The sequence below is a fragment of the Streptomyces sp. NPDC047917 genome (genome assembly GCF_043204345.1).
GTDB lineage: Bacteria > Actinomycetota > Actinomycetes > Streptomycetales > Streptomycetaceae > Streptomyces > Streptomyces sanglieri.
Genome location: NZ_JBIDCA010000001.1, coordinates 682,172 through 696,021, shown reverse-complemented (window position 1 = coordinate 696,021; position 13,850 = coordinate 682,172). Strand labels below are relative to the sequence as shown.

At 69.8% G+C, this 13,850-nt stretch carries 14 protein-coding genes and 1 tRNA gene; 8 read left to right on the top strand and 7 right to left on the bottom strand.

The genetic code is table 11. The features are described from left to right. Positions 1-33: 33 nt before the first annotated feature. Complete coding sequence (gene nth, locus ACGF8B_RS03115; RefSeq protein ID WP_392734208.1) at positions 34-828, bottom strand: endonuclease III; 795 nt, start codon at positions 826-828, stop codon at positions 34-36. 361 nt (positions 829-1,189) lie between these two features. Here nth and ACGF8B_RS03110 point away from each other — a divergent pair, with 361 nt between their 5' ends. Continuing rightward, the gene (locus tag ACGF8B_RS03110) at positions 1,190-1,864 is read left to right on the top strand and encodes a Crp/Fnr family transcriptional regulator (protein ID WP_014046869.1); all 675 of its coding nucleotides are present in this window, start codon (positions 1,190-1,192) and stop codon (positions 1,862-1,864) included. 123 nt (positions 1,865-1,987) lie between these two features. Here the strand turns inward: ACGF8B_RS03110 and ACGF8B_RS03105 are convergent, their stop codons facing one another. The 4 genes from ACGF8B_RS03105 to ACGF8B_RS03090 all read right to left on the bottom strand — a co-directional run bounded on the left by ACGF8B_RS03105 (position 1,988) and on the right by ACGF8B_RS03090 (position 4,598). Further along, positions 1,988-2,818 carry an MBL fold metallo-hydrolase gene (locus ACGF8B_RS03105; RefSeq protein ID WP_392734207.1) on the bottom strand — a complete coding sequence of 277 codons (831 nt, stop codon included), beginning with the start codon at positions 2,816-2,818 and terminating at the stop codon, positions 1,988-1,990. Continuing rightward, complete coding sequence (locus tag ACGF8B_RS03100; protein ID WP_392734205.1) at positions 2,815-3,753, bottom strand: NUDIX hydrolase; 939 nt, start codon at positions 3,751-3,753, stop codon at positions 2,815-2,817. The genes ACGF8B_RS03105 and ACGF8B_RS03100 overlap by 4 nt, the downstream gene beginning before the upstream one ends. Positions 3,754-3,969: 216 nt before the next feature. After that, positions 3,970-4,440, bottom strand: coding sequence for a RidA family protein (locus ACGF8B_RS03095; RefSeq protein WP_093900512.1), 471 nt, complete (start codon positions 4,438-4,440; stop codon positions 3,970-3,972). Next, on the bottom strand, positions 4,440-4,598 hold the full coding sequence (locus tag ACGF8B_RS03090; RefSeq protein WP_003967454.1) for a DUF4177 domain-containing protein: 159 nt from the start codon (positions 4,596-4,598) through the stop codon (positions 4,440-4,442). Before ACGF8B_RS03090 ends, ACGF8B_RS03095 begins: the two co-directional genes overlap by 1 nt. A gap of 83 nt (positions 4,599-4,681) precedes the next feature. Here ACGF8B_RS03090 and ACGF8B_RS03085 point away from each other — a divergent pair, with 83 nt between their 5' ends. After that, positions 4,682-5,668: an ArsA-related P-loop ATPase gene (locus tag ACGF8B_RS03085; RefSeq protein ID WP_124719561.1), complete on the top strand. Its 987-nt coding sequence runs from the start codon at positions 4,682-4,684 to the stop codon at positions 5,666-5,668. Further along, positions 5,665-7,206, top strand: coding sequence for an ArsA-related P-loop ATPase (locus tag ACGF8B_RS03080; RefSeq protein WP_392734202.1), 1,542 nt, complete (start codon positions 5,665-5,667; stop codon positions 7,204-7,206). The genes ACGF8B_RS03085 and ACGF8B_RS03080 overlap by 4 nt, the downstream gene beginning before the upstream one ends. A 13-nt stretch (positions 7,207-7,219) precedes the next feature. Here the strand turns inward: ACGF8B_RS03080 and ACGF8B_RS03075 are convergent, their stop codons facing one another. Beyond that, positions 7,220-7,570: a WhiB family transcriptional regulator gene (locus tag ACGF8B_RS03075; RefSeq protein WP_176740522.1), complete on the bottom strand. Its 351-nt coding sequence runs from the start codon at positions 7,568-7,570 to the stop codon at positions 7,220-7,222. 387 nt (positions 7,571-7,957) lie between these two features. Here ACGF8B_RS03075 and ACGF8B_RS03070 point away from each other — a divergent pair, with 387 nt between their 5' ends. Beyond that, positions 7,958-10,204: a transglycosylase domain-containing protein gene (locus ACGF8B_RS03070; RefSeq protein ID WP_392734200.1), complete on the top strand. Its 2,247-nt coding sequence runs from the start codon at positions 7,958-7,960 to the stop codon at positions 10,202-10,204. Positions 10,205-10,317: 113 nt separating this feature from the next. Here ACGF8B_RS03070 and ACGF8B_RS03065 read toward each other — a convergent pair whose 3' ends face one another. Beyond that, positions 10,318-10,782, bottom strand: a complete 465-nt coding sequence (locus ACGF8B_RS03065) for a GatB/YqeY domain-containing protein (protein ID WP_124719564.1) — start codon at positions 10,780-10,782, stop codon at positions 10,318-10,320. Positions 10,783-10,861: 79 nt separating this feature from the next. On the opposite strand from ACGF8B_RS03065, the gene ACGF8B_RS03060 reads away from it, so the two are divergent. The 4 genes from ACGF8B_RS03060 (at position 10,862) to ACGF8B_RS03045 (ending at position 13,844) form a co-directional block, all read left to right on the top strand. Continuing rightward, the gene (locus ACGF8B_RS03060; RefSeq protein ID WP_392734198.1) at positions 10,862-11,800 is read left to right on the top strand and encodes a metallophosphoesterase; all 939 of its coding nucleotides are present in this window, start codon (positions 10,862-10,864) and stop codon (positions 11,798-11,800) included. Between the two features lie 123 nt (positions 11,801-11,923). Continuing rightward, a tRNA-Pro gene (locus tag ACGF8B_RS03055) sits at positions 11,924-11,997 on the top strand. An 872-nt stretch (positions 11,998-12,869) separates the two neighbouring features. Then, positions 12,870-13,220: an urease subunit gamma gene (ureA, locus tag ACGF8B_RS03050; RefSeq protein ID WP_342286028.1), complete on the top strand. Its 351-nt coding sequence runs from the start codon at positions 12,870-12,872 to the stop codon at positions 13,218-13,220. Between the two features lie 9 nt (positions 13,221-13,229). Further along, the gene (locus ACGF8B_RS03045; RefSeq protein ID WP_392734196.1) at positions 13,230-13,844 is read left to right on the top strand and encodes an urease subunit beta; all 615 of its coding nucleotides are present in this window, start codon (positions 13,230-13,232) and stop codon (positions 13,842-13,844) included. Positions 13,845-13,850 lie beyond the last annotated feature (6 nt).

Genomic DNA, 13,850 nt, shown 5'->3' with positions numbered 1-13,850 from the left:
CCGTCCCGTCCGCCCTGCGGCCGGTGTCGGGCGTCAGCCCGCCCCGAGGGCCGGAGCGGGCTTGCCCGGGTAGTCGGCGGGCGGGCTCAGCCGCTGGCCCGGCTGACCGCCCATCTCGTACTTCAGCAGCTTCCTGGCCTTTTCGGGGTCCGTCTCGCCCTCGCCGTACGCCGGGCAGAGCGGGGCGATCGGGCAGGCGCCGCAGGCGGGCTTACGGGCGTGGCAGATGCGGCGGCCGTGGAAGACGACCCGGTGCGAGAGCATCGTCCACTCGCTCCTGGGGAAGATCGTGGCGATCTCGGCCTCGACCTTCTCCGGGTCCTCCTGCTCGGTCCACTTCCAGCGGCGGACCAGCCGGCCGAAGTGCGTGTCGACGGTGATCCCGGGGACGCCGAACGCATTGCCGAGAACGACGTTGGCGGTCTTGCGGCCGACCCCCGGAAGCTTGACGAGATCGGCGAGCCGGCCCGGTACCTCACCGCCGTGGTTGTCCCTGAGCGCCACCGAGAGGCCTATCAGCGACTTGGTCTTGGCCCGGAAGAACCCGGTCGGCCGGATGAGCTCCTCCATCTCCTCGGGGACGGCGGCGGCCATGTCCTCGGGGGTGGGGTAGGCGGCGAAGAGCGCGGGAGTGGTCTGGTTGACCCTCAGATCGGTGGTCTGGGCGGAGAGGACCGTGGCGACCAGGAGCTCGAAAGGGTTACGGAAATCCAGCTCGGGATGGGCGTACGGGTACAGCTCGGCGAGCTCGCGGTTGATCCTGCGGGCGCGGCGCACCATCGCCAGGCGCGACTCCGGCTTCCATCCCGACCCTGCCGCGGCCTTCACCGTTGCCTTCGTGGCCGGCTCTGCCGACTTCCCCACCGACTTCCCGACCGACTTCCCCGTGGGGCGTTTTGTCGCTTTTTTCGGGCGAATCGCATCCTGTTCGCCCACAGCGGAATCACGGCCCTCCGACACCCCATCAGCCCCCTTGGCCTGCGCTCTCACCGGCGATCTGGACACCCGGCCAGCCTAGAGCCACGCACCGACATCTGCGCCCGTCACCGTGTATCCGCCCCCGATCGGCCCCCTGCCGCACGATTGGGCACGCCCGTGCGTCAAACTGGTTTGTGATCGATCGCACTGTTTTACCGTCCGGCATGATGGGGACCACGGTTCCCTGAACAGGCCGACAAGGAGAGAACTCGTGGACGACGTTCTGCGGCGCGCCCCGCTTTTCGCGGCGCTCGATGATGAGCAGGCCGCGGAGCTCCGCGCCTCGATGAGTGAGGTGACCCTCGCGCGCGGCGACGCGCTCTTCCACGAGGGCGACCCGGGCGACCGCCTGTACGTGGTCACCGAGGGCAAGGTGAAGCTCCACCGCACCTCCCCCGACGGGCGCGAGAACATGCTGGCGGTCCTCGGCCCCGGCGAGCTGATCGGTGAGCTGTCGCTCTTCGACCCGGGCCCCCGCACCGCCACCGCGACCGCGCTGACCGAGGTCAAGCTCCTCGGCCTCGGCCACGGCGACCTCCAGCCCTGGCTGAACGCCCGCCCCGAGGTGGCCACGGCCCTGCTGCGCGCCGTCGCCCGCCGCCTGCGCAAGACCAACGACCAGATGTCCGACCTGGTCTTCTCCGACGTACCGGGCCGCGTAGCCCGCGCCCTTCTCGACCTGTCGCGCCGCTTCGGCGTCCAGTCCGAGGAAGGCATCCACGTCGTCCACGACCTGACGCAGGAAGAGCTGGCCCAGCTGGTCGGCGCCTCCCGCGAGACGGTCAACAAGGCGCTCGCCGACTTCGCCGGACGCGGCTGGCTGCGCCTGGAGGCGCGCGCCGTGATCCTGCTGGACGTGGAGCGCCTGGCCAAGCGGTCCCGCTAGCCGGACCGGGGCCCCGGCCTCATCGGCATCCGTGCGCAAGGCCCCGCCATCACCCGGCGGGGCCTTGGCGCGTTCCCGCCCCGCCCACGTACGGCGGCCCGGGGCCCTGAACAACGGAAGACCCTAGATGAGCCCGTGCTCGCCCAGGTATTCCAGCTGGGCCAGTACCGAGAGTTCCGCGGCGGGCCACAGGGACCGGTCCACGTCCGCGTACACCTGCGCCACCACCGCCGACGCCGTACGGTGCCCGGCCTCGACCGCCGTCTCCACCTGGGCCAGCCGGTGCGCCCGGTGCGCGAGGTAGAACTCGACCGCGCCCTGTGCGTCGTCCAGCACCGGACCGTGCCCCGGCAGCACCGTGTGCACGCCGTCGTCGACGGTCAGCGAACGCAGTCTCCGCAGCGAGTCGAGGTAGTCGCCGAGCCGGCCGTCCGGATGCGCGACGACCGTGGTGCCGCGCCCGAGGATCGTGTCCCCCGTCAGCACCGCCCGGTCGGCGGGCAGATGGAAGGAGAGCGAGTCCGCGGTGTGCCCGGGGGTCGGTACGACCCGGAGTTCCAGGCCGCCGGTGGTGATCACATCGCCCGCGGTCAGCCCCTCGTCGCCCAGCCGCAGCGCCGGGTCCAGGGCACGCACCTTCGTACGGGTCAGCTCGGCGAACCGCGCCGCGCCCTCCGCGTGGTCGGGGTGCCCGTGGGTGAGGAGGGTCAGCGCGATCCGGCGGCCGGCCCGCTCCGCGACGTCGATGACGGCCCGCAGATGGGTGTCGTCCAGCGGGCCCGGGTCGATGACGACCGCGAGGTCCGAGTCGGGCTCGGCGACGATCCAGGTGTTGGTGCCGTCCAGCGTCATCGGCGAGGCGTTGGGGGCGAGGACGTTGACGGCGCGGGCCGTGGCGGGGCCGGACAGGACCACACCGCGCGGCTGTCCGGGCAGCGCTGCCGCATCGCTCATATGGATCCGCCTCCCGTGCCGCCGGAACCGTCACCGAAGCCGTCACCGGGGCCGTCGCCCGACGGCCCGCTCGGGATGTGCTTGGTGAACTCGTCGTGTCCCGGCCAGCTCAGCACCAACTCGCCACCCTCCAGCCTCGCCTGTGCCAGCACCGGCGTGAGGTCCTGGGAATCCGCCGCCTTCAGGGCCTCGGCGGCCGTCCCGTAGGGCCTCAGCGCCCGCAGCGTCGACACGGTCGGCGGCATCATCAGCAGCTCGCCCCGGTCGTACCCGTCGGCCGCCTCGCCCGGCTCGATCCACACCGTGCGGTCGGCCTCCGTGGAGGCGTTGCGGGTGCGCTGGCCCTCGGGGAGCGCGGCGACGAAGAACCAGGTGTCGTAGCGGCGGGGCTCGAACTCCGGGGTGATCCAGCGCGCCCACGCGCCCAGCAGGTCCGATCGCAGCACCAGGCCGCGCCGGTCCAGGAACTCGGCGAAGGACAGCTCCCGGGCGACCAGTGCCTCGCGGTCGGCCTCCCAGTCGGCGCCGGTGGTGTCGCTGACCACCGTGCCGGCGCTCGGCCCCGCGAGCAGGACGCCCGCCTCCTCGTACGTCTCCCGGACCGCCGCGCAGACGATGGCCTGGGCCTCGGCCGGGGTGGCGACGCCGAGCCGCCCGGCCCAGCTCTCCAGCGCGGGTCCGGCCCAGCCGACGAGCCGGTCGTCGTCGCGCGGGTCGACCCCGCCACCCGGATAGGCGTACGCCCCACCGGCAAAAGCCATGGAGGCCCGGCGGCGCAGCATGTGGACGGTGGGACCGCCCTCGGTGTCAGCGGCGGAGTCCCGGAGCAGCATCACGGTGGCGGCCCGCTTCGGGGTCGCGGCGCTCAGCTCACCTGCGGCGAGTGCCCGGATCCGGTCGGGCCATTCCGGTGGGTACCACTGACCATTGGACATGGCCGGAGGCTATCCGGAACCGCGCCGATGTTCGAGAGGTGCAGTGATCCGTACATGCCCCGTACACAGATGATCCCGCCCGGTCGTCGTGACCGGACGGGATCGAAGAGGTTCTGAACGAGACCGGAGAAGATCCGTCCGGGACCGGAGAAGATCCGACCGGGGCCGAAGAGGACCCGGACGGGATCGGGAAAGGTTGCGAAGGGAACGTACGGCTCAGGCCCCGACCAGCTCGACCTGGACCTCGACCTCCACCGGAGCGTCCAGCGGCAGCACCGCGACGCCCACCGCGCTGCGCGCGTGCACACCCTTGTCGCCGAGCACCGCGCCCAGCAGCTCGCTGGCGCCGTTGATCACGGCGGGCTGGCCGGTGAAGTCGGACGCCGAGGCGACGAAGCCCACGACCTTCACCACACGTGCGATCCGGTCCAGGTCGCCCGCGACGGACTTCACGGCGGCCAGCGCGTTGAGCGCGCAGGTCTTGGCCAGCTCCTTCGCCTCGTCGGGCGTGACCTCGGCACCGACCTTGCCGGTGACCGCGAGCTTGCCGTCCACCATCGGCAGCTGGCCGGAGGTGTACACGTACACCCCCGACTGCACGGCCGGCTGGTACGAGGCCAGCGGCGGCACGACGTCCGGCAGCGTCAGCCCGAGCTCGGCGAGCTTCGCCTCGACGGTGCCCGCCACTACGCCTTCTCCCGCTTCAGGTAGGCCACGAGCTGCTCGGGGTTGTTCGGGCCGGGAACGACCTGGACCAGCTCCCAGCCGTCCTCGCCCCAGGTGTCCAGAATCTGCTTGGTCGCGTGCACGAGAAGGGGCACGGTCGCGTATTCCCACTTGGTCATGGGCCCGACTGTAACGCCTGTGTAATCCCTGGCACGCGCAGCCTCGTGCGTAGCCTGCGGTGTGACTGGTTAGGCTCGAATACGTGAGCAGGTTCCAGGTCGTCAGCGGCAAGGGCGGTACCGGTAAGACCACGGTTGCCGCCGCTCTCGCGCTCGCCCTCGCGACCGAGGGCAGGCGCACTCTTCTCGTGGAGGTCGAGGGCAGGCAGGGCATCGCCCAGGTCTTCGAGACGGAGCCCCTTCCGTACGAGGAGCGCAAGATCGCCGTCGCGCCGGGCGGCGGCGAGGTGTACGCCCTCGCGATCGACGCCGAGCGCGCCCTGCTCGACTACCTCCAGATGTTCTACAAGCTGGGCAGCGCGGGCCGGGCGCTCAAGAAGCTCGGCGCGATCGACTTCGCCACCACGATCGCGCCCGGTGTGCGGGACGTACTGCTGACCGGCAAGGCCTGCGAAGCCGTACGCCGCAAGGACAAGCAGAACCGGTACGTCTACGACTACGTGATCATGGACGCGCCGCCCACCGGACGCATCACCCGCTTCCTCAATGTGAACGACGAGGTGGCGGGGCTGGCCAGGATCGGCCCGATACACAATCAGGCACAGGCCGTGATGCGGGTGCTGAAGTCCCCCGAGACCGCTGTCCATCTGGTGACGCTGCTGGAGGAGATGCCGGTTCAGGAGACCGCGGACGGCATCGCCGAGCTGCGCGACGCCGAGCTGCCGGTGGGCCGGGTCATCGTGAACATGGTGCGGCCCCATCTGCTGGACGAGGACACGCTGCGCACCGCTGCGGGCGGCCGCCGCAAGGAGATCGCCAAGGCGCTGACCCGGGCCGGGGTGACCGGCTCCGCGGGGCTGGTGCGCCCGCTGGTCGAGCAGGCGGCCGAGCACGCACAGCGGGTCGAGCTGGAGCGCGAACAGCGTGCGGTGCTCGCCGGCCTGGAGCTGCCCGGGTACGAACTCCCGCTGATCGGCGAGGGAATGGACCCGGCCGGTCTCTACGACCTGGCGACCGAGCTCCGCAAGCAGGGCGTGGGCGAAGGGGCGGGACAAGGGGTGGGGACATGACACAGCGCACGGGAACAGCCACGACGGACACGGCCGGGGCGACGGACACGGCCGGGACGACGGAGGACGGCCCCTCCCCGGACCCGGCGCAGGGCGCCGCGGCCGGGTCGGCGGAGAGCCTCCCCGCACCCGCGCTGGACACCGACGCGCTGCTCGACGACCCCGGCATCCGGATCGTCGTCTGCTGCGGTTCGGGCGGTGTCGGCAAGACCACGACCGCGGCGGCTCTCGGCGTACGGGCGGCCGAGCGCGGCCGCAAGGTCGTCGTCCTCACCATCGACCCGGCCCGCCGGCTCGCCCAGTCCATGGGCATCGACTCGCTGGACAACGTCCCGCGCCGGGTGCCGGGCATCAAGGGCGGGGAAGAGGCCGGCGACGCCGGGGAGCTGCACGCCATGATGCTCGACATGAAGCGGACCTTCGACGAGATCGTCGAGGCGCACGCGGACGCCGAGCGGGCCCGCGCGATCCTGGAGAACCCCTTCTACCAGTCCCTGTCGGCCGGTTTCGCGGGCACGCAGGAGTACATGGCGATGGAGAAGCTCGGGCAGCTGCGCGCACGCGACGAGTGGGACCTGATCATCGTCGACACCCCGCCGTCGCGCTCCGCGCTGGACTTCCTGGACGCACCGAAACGGCTCGGCTCGTTCCTGGACGGAAAGTTCATCAAACTGCTGATGGCCCCGGCGAAGATGGGCGGCCGGGCCGGGATGAAGTTCCTGAACGTCGGCATGTCGATGATGACGGGCACCCTGGGCAAGCTGCTCGGCGGTCAGTTCCTGCGCGACGTACAGACCTTCGTCGCGGCGATGGACACCATGTTCGGCGGCTTCCGTACCCGGGCCGACGCCACGTACAAGCTGCTGCAGGCGCCCGGTACGGCGTTCCTGGTCGTCGCGACACCGGAGCGGGACGCGCTGCGCGAGGCGGCGTACTTCGTGGAACGGCTGGCCGCGGAGGAGATGCCGCTGGCCGGTCTGGTGCTCAACCGGGTCCACGGCAGCGATGCCGCCCGGCTCTCCGCCGAGCACGCCCTGGCCGCCGCAGAAAATCTTGACGGGGTCGGCATTGTGGATCAGACGACCGGGAAGGCTGGACTTCGTGACCGGGCCGACCACTCGGTCGCTCCCGACTCCCCCGAAGTCGTTGCCACGCCCGGTTCCGCGCCGGACGCCGCCCCCGACGTCACGCCCGACAACTCCGAGCGCGAGGACACCGCCGAGCAGAAGAACACCGAGGACCACGAACCGACTGCTTCGGACCACGCGCCGGCAGCTTCGTACCATCGACCGACCACTTCGGACCGCGTGCCGACCGCTTCCGTCGAGGAGCTGACCGCTGGTCTGTTGCGGCTGCATGCTGAACGGATGCAGGTGGTCGCGCGCGAGCAGCGCACACGTGACCGTTTCACCGCGCTGCATCCCGAGGTCGCCGTGACCGAAGTGGCCGCGCTGCCCGGTGACGTACATGATCTCGAAGGGCTCAGGGCCATCGGAGACCGTCTCGCGACCGGTTCCGCCCCGGCCGGAGCTGCGTAACAACCCGCCGGTCCTATCCCACTGCGGCGTACCTCTCGTGCAGTTCGTCGTCGTCCAGTCCGATCGCCACGGGCAGGATGCCCGTGGACTGCTCGTACTCGCTGCGCGCGGTCTCCAGCAGCCGGCGCCAGGACGTGACGGTGGGCCGCCTGCGCAACAGTGCGCGGCGCTCCCGCTCGGTCATTCCGCCCCACACGCCGAATTCGACGCGATTGTCCAGCGCATCGGCCAGGCACTCGGTCCGCACCGGACATCCGGTGCACACCGCCTTGGCCCTGTTCTGCGCTGCCCCTTGTACGAACAGTTCATCCGGATCGGTAGTGCGGCAGGCTGCCTGCGCACTCCAGTCGGTTACCCAGCCCATCACGGCGCCGTCCTCTCCCGAATCGAGGCTCCCCCACGGCGGCAAGCGGCATATTCACCGCTGCCAGTTGAGGACGTTACGGAAGGTGGCGACAGCACAACACCCCCTTCGGGCCCAATCTTGAATGGCCCGAACGGACTATGCGTATCCGGCAGATCACCCAGGGGAGTGAGGCGAGGGCATACGCGACTATCCCGCCAGAATCGGGACAGTTCACCTGGATCACAACGGACGTTCAATGACACACGAGGCGAATTCGGGAGCACCTGAGGTCGTGGCCGGGACGAGCACGGGGGTTGATGCGGAACCGGACTGCTGTGACAGTTGAGAGCAGCTTAGGCCAAGGCATATACGTGTGTCCGGCGAATGAGAACGTAGGCTGCCCCCATGCCAAAGAAGCGCTCGGGCGGGGGTCTCTCGACGACCCAGCAGGCCGCCAAGTTCCTCGGTGTCGCCGCGCTCTCCGGAGTCGTGCTCGCGGGCATCGCGCTGCCGGCCGCCGGAGCACTGGGCCTCGCCACCAAGGGAACGGTCGAGGGATTCGACGAGATCCCGGCCAATCTGAAGACTCCGCCGCTGAGCCAGCGCACCACGATCCTGGACAGCAAGGGCGGAACGATCGCCACGGTGTACTCACGCGACCGCACGGTGGTCCCGCTGAAGAACATCTCGCCGTACATGCAGAAGGCGATCGTCGCGATCGAGGACGCCCGGTTCTACGAACACGGGGCCGTCGACCTCAAGGGCATCCTGCGCGCACTGAACCGCAATGTGCAGTCGGGCGGGACCGCCGAGGGTGCGTCGACCCTCACCCAGCAGTACGTGAAGAACGTCTTCGTGGAGGAGGCGGGCGACGACCCGGACAAGGTCGCGCAGGCCACCCAGCAGACGATGGGCCGCAAGGTCCAGGAGCTGAAATACGCGATCCAGGTCGAGGAAGAACTCGGCAAGAAGAAGATCCTGGAGAACTACCTCAACATCACCTTCTTCGGGCAGCAGGCCTACGGCGTCGAGGCCGCCTCCCAGCGCTACTTCTCCAAGTCGGCGAAGGACCTGACGCTGGAGGAGTCCGCGCTGCTGGCCGGCGTCGTGCAGTCGCCCAGCCGCTACGACCCGGTCAACGACACGGCCGAGGCCACCAAGCGCCGCAACATGGTGCTCCAGCGCATGGCGGACGTCGGGGACATCTCGCGGGCCCAGGCCGACAAGGCGAAGGCGACCCCGATCAAGCTCCGGGTCAAGAAGCCGAAGAACGGCTGTATCACCGCCGTCAGCGGCGCCGGCTTCTTCTGCGACTACGTACGCCACGTCTTCCTCACCGACCCGGTCTTCGGCAAGTCCAAGGAGGACCGGGCCAAGATCTGGAACCGCGGTGGCCTGACGATCCGGACGACGCTCGACCCGCAGTCCCAGCAGTCGGTGCAGGCCTCGATCAAGAGCCACGTCTACAAGTCGGACAAGGTCGCGACGGCCGTGACGCTGGTCCAGCCGGGCACCGGCAAGATCATGGGCATGGGCCAGTCCAAGCCGTACGGCTTCGGCAACAACGAGACCCAGTACAACTACTCGGTCGACAAGGCCATGGGCGGCTCCAACTACGGCTTCCCGACCGGTTCGACGTTCAAGCCGTTCGTCGCGGCGGCCGCCATAGCGCAGGGGAAGCCCGCGACCCAGGTCTATTCGTCGCCCTACGAGATGCCCTACCCGACGGTCCAGACCTGCGACAAGCCGTACGTGAACCTGAACGGCGAGCGGGTACCGAACGAGAACGAGTCGGAGCGCGGTCCGTACGCGCTGAAGGAGGCGATGGCGAAGTCCGTCAACACCTACTTCATCCAGATGGTGGAGGACATCGGCCTCTGCCCCGTGGCGAAGATGACCGACAAGCTCGGTGTGGTGCAGGGCAACGGTGAGAAGCTCCCCCAGTCCCCCGCCATCGCGCTCGGCTCCAAGGGGCTGTCCCCTCTGACGATGGCCAGCGCGTACGCCGCCTTCGCCAACCGCGGTACGTACTGCACGCCGATCGCCATGGAGTCGGTCAGCAAGGCCGACGGCACTACGCTGCCCGTGCCCAAGACCACCTGCTCGCAGGCGATGTCGCCGACCACGGCCGACACCATCAACACCCTGCTGCGCGGAGTGGTCGACTCCGGTACCGGCCAGGAGGCGGGTCTCCAGAGCCGCGACAACGCGGGCAAGACCGGTACGACCGACGCCCGGAAGAACGCCTGGTTCGTCGGATACACGCCGAACATGTCCGGCGCGGTCTGGGTCGGCAGCCCGTCCCAGAGCGTCGAGATGGAGCGCATCACGATCGGTGGCGTGTACCAGGACAAGGTGTACGGCGGGCAGGTCCCCGGACCGATCTGGCGTGACGCGATGACGGGAGCGCTCAACGGAGTCCCCGCCCCCGCCTTCAACACCGTCGACATCCCGGACCCGCCGAAGAGCGACGAGCGGGACAAGGACAAGGGCAAGGGCCACGGCCGGGACAGGGGCAGGCCCGGCGCCGGGGGCAAGAAGCCCGGTGACAAGAGCCCGTTCCCCGGCATCAGCATCTCGCCGGACCTGATCGGCGGGAACAACGGCGACGGTCACCGCGGCCGGACCACCGGCGGCACGCAGGGGCCCTGAGCCACCCGGCTCGACCCCGGAACGAGGGGGTGCCCGGATCGATCCCGATCCGGGCACCCCCTCGTGTGTTTCTGCCCCGCTCTACATCTGCCGCGGTCCCTGTCGCACAGGGCTCAGCCCGCGAGGAGCTTCTTCACCGAGGCGGCCACCCGGCCGCCGTCGGCGAGCCCGGCCACCTTCGGGTTCACGATCTTCATGACGGCGCCCATCGCGCGCGGTCCCTCGGCCCCGGCGGCCCTGGCCTCCTCGACGGCGGACGCCACGATCGCGCCCAGCTCTTCGTCGCTCAGCTGCTTCGGCAGGTACGCGTCGAGAATCTCGCCCTCCGCCTTCTCACGCTCGGCCTGCTCGGTACGGCCGCCCTGCGCGAAGGCCTCGGCCGCCTCGCGGCGCTTCTTCGCCTCCTTGGCGATCACCTTCTGCACCTCGTCGTCGGAGAGCTCGCGGGCCGTCTTGCCGCTGACCTCCTCCTTCGTGATGGCGGTGAGCGTCAGCCGGAGCGTGGACGAGGTCAGCTCGTCACGCGCCTTCATGGCCGTGGTGAGGTCTTCCTTGAGCTTGGACTTGAGCGTGGTCATGTGCTGATTGTGGCAGGTACGGGGCGACCGGCGCCCGCCGGTTTTCTGCCTGCCGCACAGTGTCTGCGACGATGGACGCATGCGCGCACGCTACGGAGTACCCCTGAAAGTCACGGCAGTCGGCGCGGCGATCGGCGCAGCCGGCATCGCCTACGCCGCCGGATTCGAGGCCCGCTCGTTCCGACTGCGACGGGTCGCCATTCCCGTACTCCCGCGCGGCGCACGCCCGTTGCGCGTGCTCCAGGTCTCCGACATCCACATGGTGAGCGGTCAGCGCAAGAAGCGTGCCTGGCTCCAGTCGCTGGCCGGCCTGCGCCCGGACTTCGTCGTGAACACCGGCGACAACCTCTCCGACCCCGAGGGCGTGCCCGAACTCCTCGACGCCCTCGGCCCGCTGATGGAGTTCCCGGGGGTGTACGTCTTCGGCTCGAACGACTACTACGGCCCCAAGCTCCGCAACCCCGCCCGCTACCTCCTCGAAAAGACCCGGGGCAAGCACGGCCTCAACGGGAACGCGCCCGCGGTCGGCGTCGTCCACAACCCCTGGGAGCCGATGCGCGACGCCTTCGACGAGGCGGGCTGGCTGGGCCTGTCCAACACTCGCGGCCGCCTCAAGATCGACGGTCTGGAGCTCGCCTTCACCGGCCTGGACGACCCGCACATCAAGCGCGACCGCTACGCCGAGGTGTCCGGCGGCCCCGAGACGGGCGCCGACCTCTCCATCGGCGTGGTCCACGCCCCCTACCTGCGCTCCCTGGACGCCTTCACCCAGGACGGCTACCCCCTGATCCTGGCCGGTCACACCCACGGCGGCCAGCTCTGCATCCCGTTCTACGGAGCCCTGGTCACCAACTGCGACCTGGACACGGACCGGGTCAAGGGCCTCTCCACCCACTCCGTCGACGAGCACCGCGCCTACCTCCACGTCTCCGCCGGCTGCGGCACCAACCGCTACACCCCGGTCCGCTTCGCCTGCCCGCCCGAGGCAACCCTTCTGACCTTGACCCCCCAGGACTGAGGACCCGCCCGGGGCGCCGCCCAGGGGCCCGGCCCTTCCCCCGCCGGCGGCGCAGAAACCGGATTTCGCCTGCGGGCGCGAGTGGGCTAAAGTAATCGATGTCGCCGGGAGACCGGCGGCGATCGGGGTGTAGCGCAGCTTGGCAGCGCGCTTCGTTCGGGACGAAGAGGTCGTGGGTTCAAATCCCGCCACCCCGACAGCTTAAATACCAGGTCAGGCCCGGTACTGAGAAATCAGTACCGGGCCTGACCTGCGTTGCGGGGCCGCCTTCTGGAGCCGTAGAGCAGCCGTGGAGGAGCCGCACGGCAGCCGACTTCGAGATCCGGGCCTCCAAGCTCTGCGTCCAGTCCTACGACGGCAGGCACGTCCATTCCTTCGGCGGCAGGCCTGTCCGGCCCATCGGCGGCAGGCATGTCCGGTGCTTCGTCAGCAGGCATGTCCGGTGCTTCGTCAGCAGGTATGTCCGGCCCATCGACGGCGGGCCCGGCCGGGCTGAATCCGGCGTCATGGAAATCAGCTTCCCGGCTCATCATTCCCCGTACGTCCCCGTCCCGTCCCCGTCCCGTCCCCCTTCCGGCGGTCGCCGGTTTCGTTCAAACGCTCGCGTCGGCATCCGTTTGAGGGGGGAGGAGTCAGTTGTGCGGCAGCGTCCCGGCCGGTCGCAGGATGATCGACTACGGCGCAGCGTGGCTCGGCCGGCGAACCGATGGTCCCGCCTCACTCCGCGGACTCGTATTCATCCCTGGATCCGGGAAAGGCCGCAGGCATTCCAGTCTCCGAGCAAGGTGCGCCCAGTCGTCCAGGTGGCAGGAGCCCGGCACGGCGGTGCGTGCCTCCGCGGGGTGCCTGCCGGAGCGGCGTCGCCCAGGAGGTGTCCCGGCGTGATCCGGCCGCGCCGAGCACGGGGCTCATGGCGCCGCGGTCCCGCGAGGGTTTCGCCGACGGAATCCGCACGCGCGTCGAGCCCCGCCGGAGCCGTCCTGGCGGCCTGTTCTTCTTCAGCCGGGTCCGGCCGATGCTCCTGACCCACCCGGGCCAGGGACGCCATCACCACCACCGAGGAGCACGGATGCACCTGATTCCCTCAGAGCAGGAAAAGCTGCTGCTGAGCGTGGCGGGAATGCTCGCCAGCTACCGCAAGGAACGCGGCATCAAGCTGAACTACCCGGAGGCCGTGGCCTACATCAGCTGCTGGGTCATCGAGGAGGCCCGGGCGGGTACCTACTCCGTCGACGAAATGATGAGCGACGCCACCATTCCTCTGCCCGAGCGGCAGGGCGACACCCAGGGCGAGGGAGAGAGCGTCCTGACGCGTGCCGACGTGATGGAGGGCGTGCCCGAGATGCTCGACATCCTGCAGATCGAGGCGACCTTCGCCGACGGCCGCAAGCTCGTCACCCTCCACAACCCGATCCGCTGAGGACGTCCCGTGCCCTACTTCCAGCCGCTGACCACACAGCCCTTCCCCGTCCCGCCCGAGCCGGTCGAGCGCCCGGTCGCACAGCCCGTCCCCTCGTCCCCCGGTTCCGGCCCGAGGCTCGAACAGCCTTCGCTCAAGCCGTCCGCCCTGGATCCGACGGCGGACTACGACTTCTCCGAGTACCCGGTCGGAGGCGTGTGGGTCAAGGAGCCCGACTCGAAGCATGTGCTCAACTCCGCGGGCGCGCAGGCGGTTGTGTACGTGATGAACGTGGGTGACCGCGACATCCAGATCGGTTCGCACATCCACCTGGCCGACGTCAACGAGGACCTGCTGTTCTTCACCGACGAGGAGGCGGTCGGCGAGGCCGAACGCGTTCTGGAGGACGAGGAATCGCCCTGGCCCGACCGGATCGCCGCTGTCCGCCGGTTGGCGCACGACCGGTCGAAGACGCCTGGTCGGGCCCCCTGGGGATTCCGTCTCGATGTCCCTCCGGGGGACTCCAAACGGTTCAGCCCCGAGTCCTCCCCCAGCGAGGAGATCGAAGTCGTGGCGATCAGCGGGCGGCGACGTGTTCCCGGTCTGCGCAAGGACAAGCAGCTCGGCGACATCTCCCTCGACTGACCGCCC